This window comes from Pedobacter yonginensis (genome assembly GCF_003173595.1).
GTDB classification, from domain to species: domain Bacteria; phylum Bacteroidota; class Bacteroidia; order Sphingobacteriales; family Sphingobacteriaceae; genus Pedobacter; species Pedobacter yonginense.
Genome location: NZ_QGNZ01000001.1, coordinates 290,384 through 309,493 on the forward strand (window position 1 = coordinate 290,384; position 19,110 = coordinate 309,493).

Genomic DNA, 19,110 nt, shown 5'->3' on the forward strand with positions numbered 1-19,110 from the left:
ATTGTTTTTATAGATAATGCAATAAAATTCTATTTAATTTACATTTTCGAAATTATGTTTCAAATAAAATATAGTTTATAAAATACTTAATGCCTTTGCTTAATTTTGCGTCTATGTGGTACAATAATATTTTAGAAACCATCGGCAATACGCCACTGGTTAAATTAAACACGATAACAAAGGGAGTTCCTGGAACGATTCTAGCTAAAATAGAAACAACCAACCCTGGTAATTCCATTAAAGACCGCATGGCGGTTAAAATGATTGAAGATGCGGAGAGAAGTGGTAAGCTAAAACCTGGTGGAACCATTATTGAAGGAACTTCAGGCAATACCGGAATGGGCCTTGCTATGGCTGCAATCATAAAAGGATACAAATGTATTTTCACCACCACAGATAAACAATCTAAAGAAAAGGTTGATGCACTAAGGGCTTTCGGAGCTGAAGTAATCGTTTGTCCTACAAACGTAGAGCCAGAAGACCCACGTTCTTATTACTCCGTTTCTTCTCGCCTTGAACGCGAAGTTCCAAATTCTTGGAAACCCAATCAATACGATAACTTGGCAAACTCTCAAGCACATTATGAGCAAACTGGGCCAGAAATTTGGGCACAAACAGAGGGTAAGATTACCCATTTGGTTGTAGGCGTTGGTACAGGTGGAACCATTTCTGGAACAGGCAAATACTTAAAAGAGAAAAATCCAAACATTCAGGTATGGGGTATTGATACCTATGGTTCTGTTTTCAAGAAATATAAAGAAACGGGCATCTTTGATAAGGATGAAATTTACCCATACATAACAGAAGGCATTGGTGAAGACTTTTTACCAGCTAATGTTAACTTCGATGTAATTGATTTATTTGAAAAAGTAACGGATAAAGATGCGGCTTTAATGACGCGCGACATTGCCCGCAAAGAAGGTATTTTTGTTGGCAATTCCGCTGGTGCTGCAATTGGTGGTTTAATTCAATTAAAAGATAAATTAAAACCAGAAGATGTAGTAGTGGTTATCTTTCACGATCATGGAAGCCGATATATGGGTAAAATGTATAATGAGGATTGGTTGCGCGAACGCGGCTTTTTACAGGATGAAAAGTTAACCGCCAAATCCATATTGGCCAAAAAAGAATCGACAGAAATTGTAACACTCGATGCAACTAAAACTGTTTTGGAAGCAATCAACACCATTAAATCAATGAACATCTCACAAATACCGGTTACTCAACAGGGAATGATTGTGGGTAAAATTGCTGAAAGTGATATTCTTACGGCCTTGTTGGAAAACCCGGGGTTGAAATCTGCTCCGATTTCAGAAATCATGACGGCTACTTTTCCATTTGTGGATTTAAATACTTCGATTGATAAAATTTCTTCCCTGATTAATAAGGAAAATTCTGCTGTACTGGTTGAAGATGCATCAGGTAAAATCGAAATCATCACACAATACGATATTATCAATGCGATTTCGGGATAGTTGAAAGAAAATTATAACCGGAAAATAAAGATGCCCAAGTAATTATTTACTTGGGCATTTTTAATTTAAACAAGTTGGGCTGTTGATTAAGCTGTAAACTTTTGTACTTTAATGACTTGGCGCATCTGCATTTACACGCTTAATTTGAGCCCCCAGCGCACGTAGTCGGGTATCAATATCTTGATATCCTCTTTCTATTTGTTCGATGTTGTAAATGGTCGATTTGCCTTCGGCAGATAGTGCAGCAATCAATAGGGAAACACCTGCTCTAATATCTGGAGAAGTCATGCTAATCCCTCTCAGTTTGTATTTCTTATCGATACCATTAACGGTAGCACGGTGCGGATCGCAAAGAATAATTTGAGCGCCCATGTCAATCAATTTATCTACAAAGAACAAACGGCTTTCAAACATTTTTTGGTGAATTAAAACATTTCCTTTAGCCTGTGTAGCCACAACCAACACAATGCTCAGTAAATCAGGAGTGAATCCTGGCCAAGGAGAATCTGCAATGGTTAAAATTGAACCGTCTATGAAGGTATCAATTTCATAATGTTTTTGAGAAGGAACATAAATATCATCACCTCTGCGCTCCAATTTTATGCCGAGTTTTTTAAAAACTTCAGGAATTACGCCAAGCTCATCATAAGAAACGTTTTTGATGGTAATTTCCGATTCAGTCATAGCGGCCATACCAATGAAAGATCCAATCTCAATCATATCGGGCAACATTCTATGTTCTGTTCCGCCCAAAACTTTAACCCCTTCAATAGTGAGCAAGTTCGAACCAATACCAGAGATTTTCGCACCCATGCGATTCAGCATTTTACAAAGCTGCTGTAAGTAAGGTTCGCAAGCGGCGTTATAAATTGTGGTTGTGCCTTTAGCTAAAACGGCTGCCATTACAATATTCGCTGTTCCGGTAACAGAGGCTTCATCTAATAAAATGTAGGCACCCTTTAAGTCCGTAGCATCAACATTAAAAAATGCTTTTTTGCTATCGTAAATAAACTTTGCACCCAATTTTTCAAAACCGATAAAGTGGGTGTCTAATCTTCTACGTCCAATTTTATCGCCACCTGGTTTAGGGATTGCGGCTTTACCAAAACGTGCCAAAAGTGGTCCAACAATCATGATAGAACCCCTAAGCCCTCCGCCTTTTGCTTTAAACGTATCTGATTCGAAGAAATTTAAATCAATATTTTTAGCCTCAAAAGTGTACGTATCTTTATTAATCCGTTCAACTTTTACACCCAAATCGCCTAATAACTCAATCAGTTTATTAACATCTTTAATATCAGGAATATTGCTAATCGTAATCTTTTGTTCTGTAAGCAAAACTGCCGATAAAATCTGTAATGCTTCGTTTTTAGCGCCCTGTGGAGTTATTTCGCCCTTTAACTTAATTCCGCCTGTTATTTCAAATGCGTTCATATATTTTTTGTATTTAGTCTTAAGTATCTAAGAAATTGTTTCAACGCAAAATTTTTCAATTGCCCGCCACCATTTGCTTTATACCTTAACTTTTAATATTTAGGTTTATTGTTGTTATTCGGTCTTCTGTTATTGTTGTTCTGACGGTTTTTTCCGTTGTTGTTATTGTTGTTGGTTCTTCCGCGATTGTTGTTGCTATTATTTTGACGGGGGTTTTGTGCTCTAAACTCAACCTTCGCCAAATTAACACCTTCATCAAGAGAAAGTAAGCCGCCAGACAAATATTTCAAATCTTTTATAATGGTATCATCGCTCACGTTATCCTTATTCCAAGTAACATAGGCCATCTTCATGAAGTTTGCAATGCCCTGTACCATAGCCTTTTTCTGCTCTGGATTTTCTTCGCGCATCGCTTTTTCAATCAAAACTTCAACCGTTTTACCATAGTGCTTGTAGGTAATTCGCTGTTGAGGGTAAGAAAGAGGCTCAGGCTTTATGTATGCATTTTCGATTAATGGCTTAGGGTAGGGACTATCCACATCAATCTGATAGCCAGAAATAATGTGTAGGTGATCCCAAAGTTTATGCTTAAAATCGGCCACATCACGCAAATGTGGTTGCAAAAATCCCATCAAGTCAATAACCGCTTGGGCATATTTATTACGTTCTTCAATAGTGGGCAATTCGCAAATATACTTCACCATATTTTGTACGTTTCGGCCATATTCAGATAATATTAAATGGCTACGCGTAGTATTATAATCAAAATTCATGTACAGATAATTTAATGGATAAATTTTCCGGCGATACGAATTATGAAATAACCAAAAGAGATGAGGTTATGAATTCACCGAAATGTCTATTGCCGGACTTTCGTTATTTATAGTTCAAAGATAGTTAAAATTACAAATTCACCCTTATGATTTTAGATTTTATTTTGGAAATGAACGTTCAGTAATTCTTGGTAAGTTTTAGTCCTGCTTTACATTACAAGCCCAATTGAAAATTGGGGCTTTTCATTGCAATCAGGTTTGATTAACACAGTAAAATACGCTTCGGGTGAAAACTTTCCAAGCCATTAAGAACTTTATACATTTTTGGGGAAATCAAAGAAAACAAGTTCGCCAGTACCTCTGCTTACCATTTTCCAAGCATCAAAGGGGAAGGCGATTAATGCCATACCCGCCGTAGGGATGTTGTAGATATCACCATCACATAATTCATTAGCAAAATCCGTTAAGCCACCGTTATGGCCAAATAACACAACTGTTTCTGCATCATCAGGTAAATCATTAACAATGTTTAATAGCGTGGTTGTGTTGGCCTCATAAATTCTTGGTTCTAAGTTAATTTCCCCAACATTATAGGCTTCTGCAAAAAACCTGGCTGTAGTGAGCGCCCTCTTTGCCGGACTGCTCACCATCAAATCAAAGTTAAAGCCTCTCTTTAGTAATCTTTGGGCCATTTCTGGCGCATTGTCTTTCCCTCGTTTATTTAATGGTCTGTCAAAATCTTTTAAATCAATATTTCCCCAATCCGATTTAGCATGACGAACCAATAGTAATTTTTTACTCATTCAATTTTTCGTTAATCTTATTTACAATTGTTTTGGGCTCAATTAAGTCCATGCAATTATCAACACCACATAGGCAAGGTTTGTTTCCGTAAATAGAGTTAGGGCGAATAGGGTGATCGATTTGGATGCAATCACCTTCTGATTGTCCGTAGCCCAAAAAACCGGCGTATGGATGCGTTGGCCCCCAGATAGAAACTACCGGAATACCTTCTAATGATGCCATATGCATACCAGACGAATCCATGCTCAACATTAAATCCAGATTAGAGATGATTGCCAATTCTTCTCTTAAACTAAAATTTCCAATCAAATTATGGGTGTTTGAATAGCGTTTATGCCAATTTTCAGCTATCTCTTGTTCGGCTATACCCCCTCCAAAAATGAAAAGTTCATAGCCCGTTTTACTTAATGCAGAAATTACGTGCTCCATTTTTTTGATAGGATACACTTTGTAAACATGTTGGGCAAAAGGGGAGATGCCAATTTTCTTTGAATTCTGATTGGAAAATAGGGTTTCCGCTCTGTCTGACATTTTTTTAGGTGACTTGCTAAGTTTGTGGCTTAAATTTACGCGAAAACCTAAATTCCTAAAAACATCTGCATAGCGCTCTACGGTTTGGCGCAGGGGTTTAAATATCTTATCCTTTGTGCGGGTTAAAGCTTTTTTTTCTGCCCTTCCCTTATCCATTCGTTCTATTTTTATTCCAGATAACCGGAAAAAAGAGGATAGCACCCGACTTCGTATGTTGTCGTGCAAATCAGCAATAGCACTCGGTTGGTAACGTTTGAGCGCTTTATAAAGTTTAAAGAGGCCTAAAACACCTTTGTGTATGGTTTTTGGCTGGATGGGGTAGAACATTAGGTTTTTTATGCCATCGAAAAATGGTTCGAAGGCAGGCCTACTCACCATGATCATTTCAACAGTTGGGTTTTGCACAGAAAATTCCCGTAACACTGAAGCAACCATGGCCACATCTCCCATGGCTGAAAAACGTAAAACGATAATTTTTTCTGATGATGCCATTGCTGTGGGCATTTTTATGCTTTATTGTACAACACCGGATTTAAGCTTGGATCGTTGTACATCTTCATTTGCTTATATACTTTCATGTATTTTTTGCCAGCTTCAATGTCGGCCAATAATTCGTTAATGCTATTTGATAAATCATCCCGTTGGGATAGAAGTATATCAAGCTTGGTTTGGCATTGCGCACGATGCTCGGCAGATGCGGTTGCACGTTCTGCCTCTTCTTTCATATGATATATTTTTAAGGCCAAAATAGAAAGGCGATCAATTGCCCAAGCTGGGCTTTCTGTATTGATTTTAGCATCAGGCAAAGCCGAAATATCTTGGTAAAGATTTAGAAAGTATCCATCAATAAACTCCACCATATCTGTACGTACCTGATTTTGAGCATCGATTCTTCTTTTCCAGCTTAAACCCTCTACCGGATCGATACTTGGATTTCTAACCACATCTTCCATGTGCCATTGTGCCGTATCAATCCAGTTTTTAACGTATAATAAATGTTCTAAACTTGCTGCATCGTATGGATTTTCTACGGGTTGATCGATATCATTAAATTTATGGTAGTCTGTAATGGCCTCATTAAAGATCCGGTTTGCAATTTCACTTATCATGGCACAAAGATATTAAAAGATTAAATAGAATGATTTTTCCGAAAGCAGGGGATAGGCTTTCCAAAAAATGTTGTGTTGGTTTTAAATTGTAAAGCCTAGTTGGCTCAAGGTTCCTCAAAGTTTACGAGCCTTCTTGCTTTCAAAATATTCGTTTATTTGATCCAAAGTAAAGGCATTTAAACATTTATCAGCACTTAGGCCACCCTTACGTGCAACCAATATGCCGTACTGCATGTCGTTAAATCCTTCCATTCTGTGCGCATCAGGATTTACAGATAGTAAAACGCCTTTTTCTAAAGCATAGCGGTGCCAGCGCCAATCCAAATCTAAGCGCAACGGATTTGCATTAATTTCTATCACCACTTGGTTAGCTGCACAGGCATCAATAATCTTTTTATAATCTATCGGATAGCCGGCACGACTGAGTAATAATCTTCCGGTTGGGTGACCAAGGATTGTAGTATATGGGTTTTCGATAGCCTTTAACAATCTGGCTGTTGCCTTTGCTTCATCCATTCTCAAATTACTGTGCACGGAAGCCACAACAAAATCAAAGGTTTTCAAAATATCATCCGAATAATCTAAAGATCCATCGCTTAAAATATCGCTTTCTATGCCTTTAAAAATTTTAAATGGTGCAAGTTTTTGGTTCAAGGCATCTATTTCTTGATGCTGCCCAAACACCCTTTGCTCATTTAATCCCTTTGCATAAACAGCTGTTTTAGAGTGGTCGCAAATTCCAAGATATTGCAGGTTTAATTGCTCCTTGCAATACAGTGCCATTTGTTCTAAAGTGTGCACACCATCTGACCACGTGGAGTGGTTGTGTAAACTGCCTTTTAAATCTTCGTATTGAATTAAAGTAGGCAGATTATTGTGCTTTGCCAATTCAATTTCATCAAAATCCTCGCGGAGTTCTGGCTCAATAAAGGCTAATCCAGCTTGGCTATAAATGTCGCGTTCGTTCATAAATGGCCCGTTCCCAGCTAAATTTAACACTTTTTTAACATGCCCCGGATTTCCCGTTAGCTTAAACCACTCTAGGTAAAAGGCTGTTTTTTCTACTACGTAAAGCCTTATTCTAAAACCAGCTTCAGTAGTGGCAATGAAACAATCTTCTGCTTGGATAAGCGATAAAGGCGAAAATGAAGTCATATTCTCGATAACCGCCTCTAGATGTTCTGCACCTATCACAATATCCAGTTCATCTATGATTTCGCAAGCACGTCGATATTGCCCCGCGAAGCCCATTAACGCATCGTGATCTATTTTTACCAGCCATGCCGAAAGCTGTGTGAACAAGGTACTGGCGAAACCCTCCACTTGTGCATACAAAAACCGACCATTTGCAGCCAGTTTAAATTCAATGGCATTCTTAATCTCTTCCTGCGTTTTTAAACCAAAGCCTTTTGCTTCTATTAACCGGTTTTCGTTACAGGCATAATAGAGCTCTCCAATACTTTCGATGTGGAGTGTATGCCAAATTATGGAGATTTTCTTAGGTCCAATTCCCTTAATGGCTAGCATTTCAACAACACCTGCTGGGGTTTTCTGAATAATATCTTCTAGCTCTTTCAGTTCTCCTGTTTGAAGCAGTTCGATAATTTTTGAAGCCAAGCCTTTCCCAATGCCTTCTATTTGATCAATCTCCTCAATAGGCTTATCTCGTAATGCGAAGGGCAATTTATCCACTTTAAAATAAGCATTTGCTATTGATTTTATTTTAAAAGGGTTTTCATTGTGCAGTTCCATTAACTGCGACAGTAAGCGTAGGGTGCGAGCAATGGTTTTGTTCTCCATAAGGTGTAAAATTAGAAAATAATGCTTTAAAACACCATTTAGTGGTGAGATTCTGCACACAATTTTCTTAAATTATTGTTCTTCAATTATGAAATCTATCAACATTTTCCTTGTAGGCCTGAGCTTAAGTTTTGCTTCCTGTCAATTCTCAAAAACAAATGATACCAGTAAGGCTGATTCAATCGAAAGTATCGAGTCTGGTCCCGGAAAAATTGTGGATGAAAGATATTTAGTTGTTCCGGGTAGATCAGTAGGAGAGATATCTCTTGGCGAAGATATGGAAACTGTTGGTAAAAGATTGGGTAGGCCCGACGCTGGTGACGCCGCTATGGGCAAGGCTTGGGGTATTTGGTACAACAAAAATTCTAATGGTGGCCTTAGTAATGAGCTGGCCATCTACTCCTCTTATAAAGATACTACCTTAACCAGTAAGGATGTTAAGCAAATTAGAATTACCTCTAATCAGTTTAAAACTCAGGATGGCTTTGGAACAAACAGAACGCTGAGTGATACCCAAGTTAAGTACCCTGATTTAATAAAAGTTGCGACCTATATTAACGAGGCGAAAGATAGCGTTACCGTTTATGATTCGAAAACAGAAGGTATTGGTTTTGAGTTTGTTAAAGGGAAAAGTATTTCTTTAACCGTTCATCAAAAAAATGCAGCTGTTAATGGCACCTATTTAACCTTGCATCCAGAGTGGAAATTGGTTGAGCAATAAAAAAGGAATGAGCGCACGCTCATTCCTCACTTTATAATTAGTTTTTCTTACTTGATTACAGCTTCAAAAGGCATTCTTGCTTGGATGCCTGAACTGGCAACAACTTTTTTCATTTGCTGATAAAGCATATAATTTTCACCAAGTTCTTGTTTGGTGTAATAAGTTTTAATTTTATCTGTGCTTTCTTCCAACAACGATTTTAAAGGGTCAATCACATCTGGATATTCTACCACTTTATAATCTTTCAGTTTGGCTTTTTTTGCTGCGGCTTTAATTGCATCATTAAAACTTCCAATTCGGTCTGCCAGTCCAATTTGTACTGCGTCAGTCCCAATCCATACATGGCCACCCCCAATACTGTCGATGTAAGCTTTGCTTTTCTTTCTTCCATCGGCCACTCGGCTAACGAAACCACTGTAAATTCTGTTCAACTCATTTTGGATGATGAATCGCTCTCCTTGGGTCATTGGTCGGTTAGTTGCCATAATATCGGCATACTTACCTGTTTTAACACCATCAAAGGTAATTCCCAATTTATTAGTCATTAGGTTTTGGAAATTTGGAATAAGTCCGAAAACACCAATGGAGCCAGTAATGGTATTTGGCTGAACAAAAATGCTATCTGCTGCACAACCAATATAGTAGCCGCCAGATGCAGCAACATCTCCAAATGAGGCCATTACTGGCTTCACTTTTTTGGTGAGCACAATCTCTCTCCAAATCACGTCAGAGGCTAGGGCGCTTCCACCTGGAGAGTTTACACGTAACACAATCGCTTTAATGTCATCATCTAAACGTGCTTTACGAATGGCTCTTGAAATTCTTTCAGAACCAATGGTATTATCAGAACCCTCTCCACCTGTTATTTCGCCATTAGCGTAGATAACGGCTACCTTATCTTTTCCAGAACCTGTAGTTGTATTGTTTTTGATATAATCGTTAATAGAAACTGAAATGATATTTTCTTTTTTTGATCGACTAGATAAGCGCTTTAATTCCTCTAAAATTTGATCTTTATATTTCAATCCATCAATCATTTTAAAATTTAGGGCATCTTGAGGTTCTCTAATTTTATAATCATTTGCAACATTATACAAACTGTCTTTCTGAAGCTTTCTGGTATCTGAAATATCAGTTAAAAAAGTATTGTACAAACCACCAACATACGCGGTAACCTGTTTGCGGTTATAATCACTCATTTTATCGAGAATGAATGGCTCTACAGCACTTTTATAGTTTCCAACCCGAATCACCTGCATTTCTACCCCAATCTTTTCTAAAGTTCCTTTGAAGAAAGTAAGTTCTGAACTGAAACCCTTAAATTCTAAAGCACCTTCTGGGTTTAAATAAACCTTGTTTGATGCTGATGCTAAATAGTACGCACCTTGAGTGTAAACCTCACTATAAGAAATAATTTGTTTGCCCGATTTCTTAAAATCAATCAAAGCATTTCTAACCTCACGCATGGTTGCAAATCCTGCATTCGGACTGCTTACATTGAGGTAGATACATTTAATATTATCGTCTGTTTTAGCCCTTGCAATTCCTCTTAACAAATCACTTAAACCAATTCCATCTTTTTCCTCGCCACCAACAATTGGAAAATTACCAAATGGGTTTTTGGGTGTGCGTTCGGTAATGGCTTGGTCTAGATCCAAAAATAGGACTGAATTATTACCAACAACAGTAGTTTTATCACTATCTATTGATGAAATGGCAACCATAATAAAAACCACAAAAACAACAATTACAATCACAAGGGATAGGAAAAAGCCTAACATTGAGGCAAATAGATATTTAAAAAATTCTCTCATTTAAATGTTTTAATTTTGATTTGTAAAGATATAAAAATACACGAGGCTTAATATGGCATTAGAGCATACAACTGCTTATTTGTTACTGGGTAGTAATTTAGGAAATAGAGAAGAAATTCTAGACGAATCGTTGCGGTTAATTGCCGAAAATATAGGTGTAATATCAAAAAAATCATCGCGTTACCAAACAGAGGCCTGGGGAAAAACAGATCAACCTGTGTTCATTAATCAGGCAATTGCAGTTGAAACCCCCCTATCTGCCATTGAGGTTTTGGAAAAGGCCCTTGAAATAGAACTTAGATTGGGTAGAATACGCATAGAGAAGTGGGGAGAAAGGTTAATAGATATTGATATCATTTTATTTGGTGATGAAGTGATTAATATTGAACACAAACTGCAAGTTCCCCATCCGCAAATGCAATTTAGGAAATTTGTAATGGAGCCATTGAACGAAATTGCTGCTGAGATTGTACACCCAGTTCTAAATCTCACCATATCAGACTTAACAAAAAAAAATATAGATAATTTAGCGGTTAAGAAATTGTAAATAATTAAATTAGCATTATGCAAGATAAACATGATAATCATCCCTTGGATTTATCATATCTTACGGAAATGGTAGGCCATAATCCAGAGTTTTTGGTCGAAGTTTTTGATACGTTTTTAAAACAAACCCCAATTTATTTAGCTGAGCTAGATCAAGCGCTTTCTATCGAAAATTGGGCTAAAGTAGCTAACTGTGCCCACAGAATTAAACCAACGTTTAGTTATCTGGGTAGGACAGATGTTAGAGACTTTGTTCAAACCATTGAAGATAATGCTCGAAATGAGATTGAAGTAGAGGATATTCCAGTTTATGTAGAACAGCTTAAAGTTCTAGTGAACGTAATTTACAAGCAACTTGAGGTTGCTAAAAGGGAAATTGTTTCTGGATAATTGCTGCCAAATTTATTAAATTTCTTTAGCTACACCTTTGAAGTGTAGAAAAGAAAGGGCGATGTACAATACCAAAATAAAAGGTATGGCCGCGAATTGCAAAAAACCGATAAGCAATGCCGATAAAATCAGGAAAATAAATTTTACCTTGTTTTTTGCCCAGCTCAAGTTGCTAAATTTCAGCGAAAATATTTTGATCTCACTAACCAACAAATAACTAGTTACGGCTATTATTCCAATGAGTAAGATACTGGAATGAATAACATCTGGATAATCTTTGGCAATAAAAGGTAGTGAGCAGATGAATAACGTATTCATCGGTGTGTTCAAACCAATGAAATCATCAGTTTGACGAGCATCGTTGTTGAACTTTGCCAAACGCAAGGCAGAGAAAACGGTAATTAAAAATCCTAAGTAAGGCAAATATATAGAGGCATAATCGCTTGATGTGAGGAGTTGGAACATAACAACACCTGGCAGGAAACCGAAGCTTACCATATCTGCCAGCGAATCTAAATCTTTTCCAATTGCAGATTTTACGTTTAATAATCGGGCAACCATTCCATCAAAAAAATCGAATATGCCCGAAAGAATAACGAAATATGCTGCCACTTCTAAATTGCCTTTAAATGCGAAAACAATTCCTATACAGCCAGAAAAAAGGTTTGCACAGGTAATTGCATTGGGGATGTGCCTTTTCATTTGGAATTAAGGTATATGCTTTTGAGATTGGGTTTTTGAGTTTGTAATAAATCTCGAAAATGTAAAGCTGCAAGACTGTAGCCCCTAAACAAGACTTAAAGTCTTACAGCTTTTTTATAATCTTATTAACCGTTCATCGAAATTAAGAATTCTTCGTTGCTTTTTGTGCCTTTTATTTGAGCCTGAACAAATTCCATAGCTTCTTGGCTATTCATATCTGCAAGGTGGTTTCTTAAGATCCAAACACGTTGCAAGGTATCTCTATCCAATAAAAGATCATCACGACGTGTGCTCGAGGCCGTAATGTCAATAGCAGGGAATATTCGTTTGTTGGATAATTTACGATCCAACTGAAGTTCCATATTACCAGTACCTTTAAATTCTTCGAAAATTACTTCATCCATTTTTGAACCAGTATCCGTTAAAGCTGTAGCTAAAATGGTTAACGAACCACCATTTTCAATGTTACGGGCAGCTCCAAAGAAACGTTTTGGTTTGTGTAATGCATTTGCATCAACACCTCCAGATAATATTTTGCCAGAAGCAGGTGCTGTAGTGTTGTAAGCTCTTGCTAAACGAGTAATTGAATCCAATAGAATAACTACATCGTGTCCGCTCTCTACCAAACGCTTTGCTTTTTCTAAAACAATATTTGCAATTTTTACATGGCGATCTGCTGGTTCGTCGAAAGTAGATGCAATTACTTCAGCCCTTACACTTCTAGCCATATCGGTAACCTCTTCCGGGCGCTCATCAATTAAAAGAATAATTAAATAAACTTCTGGATGGTTCTTGGCAATTGCATTTGCAACTTCTTTAAGTAAATTGGTTTTACCTGTTTTGGGTTGTGCAACAATTAAACCACGCTGTCCTTTACCAATTGGTGTAAACAAATCCATTATACGGGTTGAGTAATTGTTGTTATCCGTAAATAAATTTAATTTTTCCGTTGGGAAAAGTGGAGTTAAATAATCGAAAGGAACTCGATCACGCACTTCTGCGGGGATTCTTCCATTAATGGTTTCTACACGCACTAAAGGGAAATATTTTTCACCTTCTTTTGGCGGGCGAATACTTCCTTTAACCGTATCGCCAGTTTTTAAACCGAAAAGTTTAATTTGAGACTGAGAAACGTAAATATCATCAGGAGAGGTTAAATAGTTATAGTCTGCCGAACGCAAGAAGCCATAACCATCTGGCATAATTTCTAAAACACCTTCATTGGTGATTACATTATCGAAATCAAGATTTGAGTAACTGTTTTCGTTTTTATGGTGATTGCCACCACCTGGTTGCTTTGGTTGGCGATTTTCGTCGCGCTGACCTTTATCTTGCTTTTCTTTTTGTTCTGGTCTTTGTTTGGTAACAACGGCTACCGGCTCAGCACTTTCTTCAATTAATTCAGAAATTGGTTTGCTACCACCTTCTTCTGATTCGATTATCCGATCTGGCTGTCTTTCTGGTTGTTGTTGATGTTGTGGCTCATCAAATAAAGTTACTGATTCTCTGCGTCTTTCAACTGGAGCAACAGGTTCATCTTTACTTAATCGTGCTCTCTTTTTAACGGGTTTTTCTGAGCTGGTGCTTTCAGCTGCAACTTTAGGTGCTTTTTCTGCTTTGGTTGCTTTTGTTTTAGCAACAGGAGCTGCTACAGGTGCTACTTCAGGTTCGCTATAAGGATCTGCGCCTGATTTAACAGCATTTATAATTTCCTGCTGGTGTAAGAGCACTTCAACAAGATCGATTTTTCTAAGGGAGTCGGCAGCTTCAATGCCATAGGTTTTTGCAAGCTCACGTAATTCTGATGTGAGCTTATCATTTAATTCTGTTTTACTGAACATTCTAAATATATATGTTTCAAGAAATTTTCATTTTTTTTATAACGGACGTTTTCTGCTATAAATGTGCACAGGCTTTGTATTTGTGTTGGCACAAGCCATTGCGGTTTAATTGCGTATAAATTCTAAGATTACAAAACTTGCTTGAGTGGGTTTTGGAGTTACTCAAAATGGTTTCATAAAATGTTTACAAGCTGAATAAAAAACGAAAATTCGCTTTTAGAAAATGGTAACAAAAAACAAGTTTTGATAAATTTTTCTGGGATATTCAGATAAACGATTGAGAAATTATGGTGCAATTGTATGTATTTGAAACGTAATCTGCAAGGAAAAGTTTAAATTGTTTATAAAAAAACTTCATATACAACCCTTTTAGTCGTCTTAAAAACTTAAAAATCTTCATATTTGCAGCTGATAAGCCCTTATATGACCAAGAAACAACTTTTCGAACAGATTCAAAAAAAGCGATCATTTTTATGTGTAGGATTGGATTCATCACTGGATAAAATTCCACAACACCTGTTAAAATACGAAAATCCTATTTTGGAATTCAATAAACAGATTATCGATGCAACAAAAGATTTGTGTGTGGCTTACAAACCGAACACGGCTTTTTACGAATGTTATGGGAAAAAGGGGTGGGAAACATTAATAGAAACTTCCAACTACATCCCAAAGGATATTTTCTCTATTGCCGATGCAAAACGCGGAGATATAGGAAATACATCTGCCATGTATGCCGAAACATTTTTTAATAGAGCATCCTCTGACATGAGTTTTGATGCTGTAACGGTAGCACCCTATATGGGAAGCGATTCTGTTACCCCTTTTCTTACATTTAAAGATAAGTGGGTAATCCTATTGGCTTTAACCTCCAATTCTGGTCATGCAGATTTTCAATTGCTAGAAATTGGTTCGGAACGTCTTTTTGAAAAAGTTTTAAAAACTTCTCAAAATTGGGCCACCAGCGAGCAGATGATGTATGTGGTTGGTGCAACTCGCGGGGCAGCATTTGCTGATGTACGCAGATTAGCTCCAGAGCATTTTCTTTTGGTTCCCGGCGTGGGCGCACAAGGAGGCGATTTGCAAGAGGTATGTAAATATGGCTTAAACGCCCAATGTGGATTGTTGATCAACTCGTCAAGGGGAATTATCTATGCAAGCAAGGGTGAAGATTTTGCGGAAAGGGCCAGGGAGGAGGCGTTGAAATTGCAAAAAGAAATGGAACAAATTTTGGTTGAGGCCAATTTAGTTTAGAAAGCTATTTGGAGCTATCCCATTCTTAAAAGTCCTGTAAGCACAGAAGACACGGAGCTTGGATTTTCATTGCGTGAATTCCTTGATTCCGTGGCAAAAAATATTATTTACCAATTAATAGCCACGGAAGCACAGAAGACACGGAGCTTGGATTTTCATTCCGTGAATTCCTTGATTCCGTGGCAAAAAATATTATTTACCAATTAATAGCCACGGAAGCACAGAAGACACGAAGCTTGGATTTTCATTCCGTGTTTCCGTGGCAAACATGTGATTTACAAATTAATAGCCAAAGACGCACGGTGGATATGGAAGTTGCTTTTAATTCCGTATTTCCGTTGCAATAATATTTTCCGTGTTTCCCGCACAAAACTTTAAGCAAACTATGAAACCTAAAATAGATTTAAAACTCATTCTTGCCTTAACTGGTGTAGCTTTAATTTGGGGTACAACCTATTTAGGGATTAGGATTGCTGTAGAAAGCATCCCAGCGTGGTACGTAACGGCCATGCGCCAAACCATCGCCTCGATCATTATTCTTATCATTTTAATTAAACAGCGTGAGCTTAAGTGGATTGGTTGGCCGAGCTTTAAAAGACAAATCCTATTATCCATCTTAATGGTTGTAATTGCAAACGGCATGACTACCGTAGCCGAAAAAACCATCCCAAGTGGCTTAGCTTCCTTAATCAATGCCACATCACCTTTGTTGGTTTTTATAGGATGTGTTATTCTTGGTATTCAAAAACCTAGTTTGAAAGGATTTATAGGTGTTTTCATAGGTTTTTTAGGCATCGTTTTTATTTTCAGAGATGGGATAAGCGATCTGCTAGAACCTGGCTACAGAAACGGCATTTTGTCTTTAGCTGTTGCCGTTTCTGGTTGGACCATCGGAACCATTTATTCTAAAAAACATAGCGGCAAGCCACAATATATTTTCTTGAATTTGTTTTATCAATTTGTGTTTTCTGCCATCATTCAATTGTTCCTCGCTTTACTATTTTCAGGCAAAGCCGAAGTGGCTACATGGAAAGCAGAAAGTATTTTTGCCACTTGTTATTTAGCCATTTTTGGTTCGGTGCTGGGTTACTTTTGCTATCATTATGCATTAAAGAAAGTATCTGCCTCTGAAGTTTCCATTTTAACCTATTTCAATACCATAATTGCCATATTTTTGGGCTGGCTAATTTTAAGCGAAGAAGTGAGTATTGATCTAGTTTTGGCCACTGTGTTAATTGTTGCTGGTGTTTTCATTACCAATTACAAGAAAAAAACTGAACTTTCTTAAACTCTGATATAAATTTCATCATAACATTTTAAAACCTTTGGGAATATTTATTATCTTCAAAAATGAATTTTTCTGAAGATTTTCTCCATTACGTTTGGCAATTTAAGCGCTTTGATTTTAGTGATTTGCAAACCCATGAGGGTATGCCCATTCAAGTCATCAATTCAGGCATTCTTAATAAAAATGCGGGGCCTGATTTTGGTAACGCCAAAATTCAAATCGGCGAAACGCTCTGGGCAGGTAATGTAGAGATCCATATTAAATCTTCAGATTGGTTGAAGCACAATCACCAGAGCGATGCCAGTTTTGAAAATGTGATTCTTCATGTTGTATATCAGCACGATAAAGACATTAACAGGGCAGATGGTTCCACCATTTCCGTTTTGGAATTGAAAGATAGAATTCCGAATGATTTAATTGATAAATACGAAACGCTATTTCTTACACTAGCTGATTTTCCCTGCCAAGCGCAGATTAAAACAGTAGATAAAATGCTTATTGACTCCTTTTTATCGAGAATATTGGTTGAGCGATTTGAACAGAAAACAACAACAGTATTTGAAACCCTAGCCGCGCTAAATGGGAATTGGGATGAAACTTTTTATCGCTTTTTGGCTAAGAATTTCGGATTTAAGGTAAATGCCTTGCCTTTTGAACTCCTGGCAAAGGCAATTCCGCAAAAAATATTAGCCAAGCATAAAAATGATGACTTACAAATCGAGGCATTAGTTTTTGGTGCCTCAGGATTTTTAAACGATAAGCTACAGGAAGAATACCCTCAAAAACTTCTTAAGGAGTTTAAATTCCTTCAGAAAAAGTACAACGTTAAACCAATTGATGTTTCAATATGGAAGTTTATGCGCATGCGTCCGCAAAATTTTCCAACCCTACGTTTGGCGCAATTTGCAGGCTTAATCATTAAATCAAACCATCTTTTTTCTAAAATTTTAGAAGTTAAAGACATCCACATTCTAAGAAATTTATTTGAAAATTTACCGATTAACGAATACTGGAAAACACATTATCATTTCAAGAAAGAGGCTTCAGAAATGGGTATGCAAATCGGAAAGGCTTCGGTAGATAATATTTTGCTCAATACAATCGCTTTGTTTTTGTTTGCTTATGGGAAGCACACGGCGAATCAGATTTACATCAATAGGGCCATCCAATTATTAGAAAGCTTGCCCGCAGAGCAAAATGCCATTACTGATAAATTTTTAGAAGCAGGGATAAAGATGGATCATGCTTTCGCTTCGCAGGGTATTTTGCAATTAAAAAAACAATATTGCGATTATAAAAAATGTCTATCTTGTGGTATTGGTATTAAAATTTTAAGATAAATTTTATTGTTCTTAAAATTTCAGAAAACTTTCTTCCCTTTAAACAGTTTTGATGATATGGAATTTCCACACGAACTTAAAGAACTCTATCCAAACCAAATCATTGAGGTTAGAGGTAACGCAGACGCTTTGACTGTAATTTTAAAAGCGAATGTTGATATAGAGAAGTTTAAAAATGAGTTGAAGAAAAAATATTCAAATTTGGAAGATCAGCAGATACTGTTCATTAAACACGAGGATAGGCAAGATTTTGAGAAACTTGTTTTGGAATAACCGGGTTTAAATTTCATAACGAGATTTTATAATCGTTTTAGTCAAATTTTATTTCTAAATTGGTATAAGTAATGTGTATTGTCCTAGCATTGTACATTTAAATCAGCTTAAAATGTTCCAACGAATCATTACCTATTTTGAACAACAGAGTTTTGGCGTATCCACATACTTGGCCAATAAGCTGAACATGAGTACAGCTAAAGTGAGGTTGTTTTTTATTTATTCCTCATTTTTGGCTGTAGGTTTTCCAATTTTATTTTACGTTCTTGCGGCTGTGGTATTGGATATTAGAACCTATATGAAGAAAATGCGTTTGAGAATTTGGGAATAGGAAGTGTAGCATTCCAACAACTAAATTGTTAATCTTCCCGCAAAATTTCTGCAATCTCATGGAATCCTTTTTCCGCCGCTAAATCAGCAGGGAGTTTTCCACCTTCCATTCTTAAAGATACTTCTGCTCCATGTTCCAATAAAAGGATAATCAGCTCTATGTTACCGAGTTGTGCCGCCGTGTGTAGGGGGGCTAGTCCTGCTTTTTGGCAAACGTTTGGGTAAGCACCATTATCTAGCAACATTTTAGCAATGTCGAAATTATTTGCAGCAACGGCAGAGTGAATAGGGAAAACGTTGAATCCATTTTTTGAGGCCAAATTAACATCAGCACCTTTAAGAACTAGAAACCTCGCCAACTCTTCATGACCAAAATAACACGCTAAACCAAGTGGCGTAAAGCCATCACTAGAGAAATCGTTAATTCGATCTGGATTTTGGAACACCAACAAGGTTGCAGAATCAAATTTACCAACTGCACAAGCTTCAAATAGCGTTAAATCGTCAACAAATTCTAAAATCAGGTTTGCAATATCTTGCTTTTTATAGTAGCAAGCCAGCAAAAGTGGCGAAACCCCATGCGCGGTTTCTGTATTCGCCAGTTTGGGGTTGTTAATTAATATTTCTTTAACTCCCTGTGCATTACCATTCTCAATTTGTTCCTCGAGCTGCGTTATATCCATAT

Annotated in this window: 19 protein-coding genes; 9 read left to right on the forward strand and 10 right to left on the reverse strand. The window is 37.1% G+C overall.

The features are described 5' to 3' along the window. Positions 1-113 precede the first annotated feature (113 nt). Positions 114-1,475, forward strand: a complete 1,362-nt coding sequence (locus DHW03_RS01415) for a pyridoxal-phosphate dependent enzyme (protein ID WP_109923973.1) — start codon at positions 114-116, stop codon at positions 1,473-1,475. Positions 1,476-1,583: 108 nt separating this feature from the next. Here DHW03_RS01415 and murA read toward each other — a convergent pair whose 3' ends face one another. The 6 genes from murA to DHW03_RS01445 all read right to left on the reverse strand — a co-directional run bounded on the left by murA (position 1,584) and on the right by DHW03_RS01445 (position 7,926). Continuing rightward, positions 1,584-2,909, reverse strand: a complete 1,326-nt coding sequence (murA, locus tag DHW03_RS01420) for a UDP-N-acetylglucosamine 1-carboxyvinyltransferase (RefSeq protein ID WP_109923974.1) — start codon at positions 2,907-2,909, stop codon at positions 1,584-1,586. Between the two features lie 92 nt (positions 2,910-3,001). Then, the gene (locus DHW03_RS01425) at positions 3,002-3,682 is read right to left on the reverse strand and encodes a DUF4290 domain-containing protein (protein WP_109923975.1); all 681 of its coding nucleotides are present in this window, start codon (positions 3,680-3,682) and stop codon (positions 3,002-3,004) included. Positions 3,683-3,996: 314 nt separating this feature from the next. Next, positions 3,997-4,485 (reverse strand): SixA phosphatase family protein, encoded by a 489-nt coding sequence (locus tag DHW03_RS01430; protein ID WP_109923976.1) that lies wholly within the window; start codon positions 4,483-4,485, stop codon positions 3,997-3,999. Beyond that, positions 4,478-5,509 (reverse strand): glycosyltransferase family 9 protein, encoded by a 1,032-nt coding sequence (locus DHW03_RS01435; protein WP_109924963.1) that lies wholly within the window; start codon positions 5,507-5,509, stop codon positions 4,478-4,480. Before DHW03_RS01435 ends, DHW03_RS01430 begins: the two co-directional genes overlap by 8 nt. Positions 5,510-5,523: 14 nt before the next feature. After that, positions 5,524-6,126, reverse strand: coding sequence for a DUF4254 domain-containing protein (locus DHW03_RS01440; protein WP_109923977.1), 603 nt, complete (start codon positions 6,124-6,126; stop codon positions 5,524-5,526). A 114-nt stretch (positions 6,127-6,240) separates the two neighbouring features. Then, positions 6,241-7,926, reverse strand: coding sequence for a helix-hairpin-helix domain-containing protein (locus tag DHW03_RS01445; RefSeq protein ID WP_109923978.1), 1,686 nt, complete (start codon positions 7,924-7,926; stop codon positions 6,241-6,243). Positions 7,927-8,014: 88 nt separating this feature from the next. On the opposite strand from DHW03_RS01445, the gene DHW03_RS01450 reads away from it, so the two are divergent. Then, the gene (locus DHW03_RS01450; RefSeq protein WP_109923979.1) at positions 8,015-8,647 is read left to right on the forward strand and encodes a hypothetical protein; all 633 of its coding nucleotides are present in this window, start codon (positions 8,015-8,017) and stop codon (positions 8,645-8,647) included. Between the two features lie 47 nt (positions 8,648-8,694). Here the strand turns inward: DHW03_RS01450 and sppA are convergent, their stop codons facing one another. Further along, positions 8,695-10,461 (reverse strand): signal peptide peptidase SppA, encoded by a 1,767-nt coding sequence (gene sppA / locus DHW03_RS01455; protein WP_109923980.1) that lies wholly within the window; start codon positions 10,459-10,461, stop codon positions 8,695-8,697. Between the two features lie 52 nt (positions 10,462-10,513). On the opposite strand from sppA, the gene folK reads away from it, so the two are divergent. Together folK and DHW03_RS01465 are read left to right on the forward strand one after the other, a co-directional pair. Then, positions 10,514-11,008, forward strand: coding sequence for a 2-amino-4-hydroxy-6-hydroxymethyldihydropteridine diphosphokinase (gene folK / locus DHW03_RS01460; RefSeq protein WP_109923981.1), 495 nt, complete (start codon positions 10,514-10,516; stop codon positions 11,006-11,008). Positions 11,009-11,025: 17 nt separating this feature from the next. Beyond that, positions 11,026-11,397, forward strand: a complete 372-nt coding sequence (locus DHW03_RS01465) for an Hpt domain-containing protein (protein WP_109923982.1) — start codon at positions 11,026-11,028, stop codon at positions 11,395-11,397. Positions 11,398-11,412: 15 nt separating this feature from the next. On the opposite strand, the gene pssA is transcribed toward DHW03_RS01465, so the two are convergent. Together pssA and rho are read right to left on the reverse strand one after the other, a co-directional pair. Beyond that, positions 11,413-12,099, reverse strand: a complete 687-nt coding sequence (pssA, locus tag DHW03_RS01470) for a CDP-diacylglycerol--serine O-phosphatidyltransferase (RefSeq protein ID WP_109923983.1) — start codon at positions 12,097-12,099, stop codon at positions 11,413-11,415. A gap of 125 nt (positions 12,100-12,224) precedes the next feature. Next, complete coding sequence (gene rho, locus DHW03_RS01475) at positions 12,225-13,940, reverse strand: transcription termination factor Rho (RefSeq protein ID WP_109923984.1); 1,716 nt, start codon at positions 13,938-13,940, stop codon at positions 12,225-12,227. 423 nt (positions 13,941-14,363) lie between these two features. On the opposite strand from rho, the gene pyrF reads away from it, so the two are divergent. The 5 genes from pyrF to DHW03_RS01500 all read left to right on the forward strand — a co-directional run bounded on the left by pyrF (position 14,364) and on the right by DHW03_RS01500 (position 18,426). After that, positions 14,364-15,194, forward strand: coding sequence for an orotidine-5'-phosphate decarboxylase (gene pyrF / locus DHW03_RS01480; protein WP_109923985.1), 831 nt, complete (start codon positions 14,364-14,366; stop codon positions 15,192-15,194). Positions 15,195-15,579: 385 nt separating this feature from the next. Further along, entirely contained in the window at positions 15,580-16,482 is a 903-nt protein-coding gene (locus DHW03_RS01485) for a DMT family transporter (RefSeq protein ID WP_109923986.1), read from the forward strand. Positions 16,483-16,544: 62 nt separating this feature from the next. Then, the gene (locus DHW03_RS01490; RefSeq protein ID WP_109923987.1) at positions 16,545-17,822 is read left to right on the forward strand and encodes a DUF2851 family protein; all 1,278 of its coding nucleotides are present in this window, start codon (positions 16,545-16,547) and stop codon (positions 17,820-17,822) included. Between the two features lie 57 nt (positions 17,823-17,879). Then, positions 17,880-18,095: a hypothetical protein gene (locus tag DHW03_RS01495; protein WP_109923988.1), complete on the forward strand. Its 216-nt coding sequence runs from the start codon at positions 17,880-17,882 to the stop codon at positions 18,093-18,095. 112 nt (positions 18,096-18,207) lie between these two features. Then, positions 18,208-18,426 (forward strand): PspC family transcriptional regulator, encoded by a 219-nt coding sequence (locus tag DHW03_RS01500; RefSeq protein ID WP_109923989.1) that lies wholly within the window; start codon positions 18,208-18,210, stop codon positions 18,424-18,426. Positions 18,427-18,454: 28 nt separating this feature from the next. Here the strand turns inward: DHW03_RS01500 and DHW03_RS01505 are convergent, their stop codons facing one another. Then, positions 18,455-19,108: an ankyrin repeat domain-containing protein gene (locus tag DHW03_RS01505; protein ID WP_109923990.1), complete on the reverse strand. Its 654-nt coding sequence runs from the start codon at positions 19,106-19,108 to the stop codon at positions 18,455-18,457. Positions 19,109-19,110: the final 2 nt, after the last annotated feature.

Bases quoted from the DNA above. Each gene is read 5' to 3' on its own strand.
- DHW03_RS01415 (WP_109923973.1), top strand. From the start codon at position 114: ATGTGGTACAATAATATTTTAGAAACCATCGGCAATACGCCACTGGTT.
- murA (WP_109923974.1), bottom strand. From the start codon at position 2,909: ATGAACGCATTTGAAATAACAGGCGGAATTAAGTTAAAGGGCGAAATA.
- DHW03_RS01425 (WP_109923975.1), bottom strand. From the start codon at position 3,682: ATGAATTTTGATTATAATACTACGCGTAGCCATTTAATATTATCTGAA.
- DHW03_RS01430 (WP_109923976.1), bottom strand. From the start codon at position 4,485: ATGAGTAAAAAATTACTATTGGTTCGTCATGCTAAATCGGATTGGGGA.
- DHW03_RS01435 (WP_109924963.1), bottom strand. From the start codon at position 5,509: ATGGCATCATCAGAAAAAATTATCGTTTTACGTTTTTCAGCCATGGGA.
- DHW03_RS01440 (WP_109923977.1), bottom strand. From the start codon at position 6,126: ATGATAAGTGAAATTGCAAACCGGATCTTTAATGAGGCCATTACAGAC.
- DHW03_RS01445 (WP_109923978.1), bottom strand. From the start codon at position 7,926: ATGGAGAACAAAACCATTGCTCGCACCCTACGCTTACTGTCGCAGTTA.
- DHW03_RS01450 (WP_109923979.1), top strand. From the start codon at position 8,015: ATGAAATCTATCAACATTTTCCTTGTAGGCCTGAGCTTAAGTTTTGCT.
- sppA (WP_109923980.1), bottom strand. From the start codon at position 10,461: ATGAGAGAATTTTTTAAATATCTATTTGCCTCAATGTTAGGCTTTTTC.
- folK (WP_109923981.1), top strand. From the start codon at position 10,514: ATGGCATTAGAGCATACAACTGCTTATTTGTTACTGGGTAGTAATTTA.
- DHW03_RS01465 (WP_109923982.1), top strand. From the start codon at position 11,026: ATGCAAGATAAACATGATAATCATCCCTTGGATTTATCATATCTTACG.
- pssA (WP_109923983.1), bottom strand. From the start codon at position 12,099: ATGAAAAGGCACATCCCCAATGCAATTACCTGTGCAAACCTTTTTTCT.
- rho (WP_109923984.1), bottom strand. From the start codon at position 13,940: ATGTTCAGTAAAACAGAATTAAATGATAAGCTCACATCAGAATTACGT.
- pyrF (WP_109923985.1), top strand. From the start codon at position 14,364: ATGACCAAGAAACAACTTTTCGAACAGATTCAAAAAAAGCGATCATTT.
- DHW03_RS01485 (WP_109923986.1), top strand. From the start codon at position 15,580: ATGAAACCTAAAATAGATTTAAAACTCATTCTTGCCTTAACTGGTGTA.
- DHW03_RS01490 (WP_109923987.1), top strand. From the start codon at position 16,545: ATGAATTTTTCTGAAGATTTTCTCCATTACGTTTGGCAATTTAAGCGC.
- DHW03_RS01495 (WP_109923988.1), top strand. From the start codon at position 17,880: ATGGAATTTCCACACGAACTTAAAGAACTCTATCCAAACCAAATCATT.
- DHW03_RS01500 (WP_109923989.1), top strand. From the start codon at position 18,208: ATGTTCCAACGAATCATTACCTATTTTGAACAACAGAGTTTTGGCGTA.
- DHW03_RS01505 (WP_109923990.1), bottom strand. From the start codon at position 19,108: ATGGATATAACGCAGCTCGAGGAACAAATTGAGAATGGTAATGCACAG.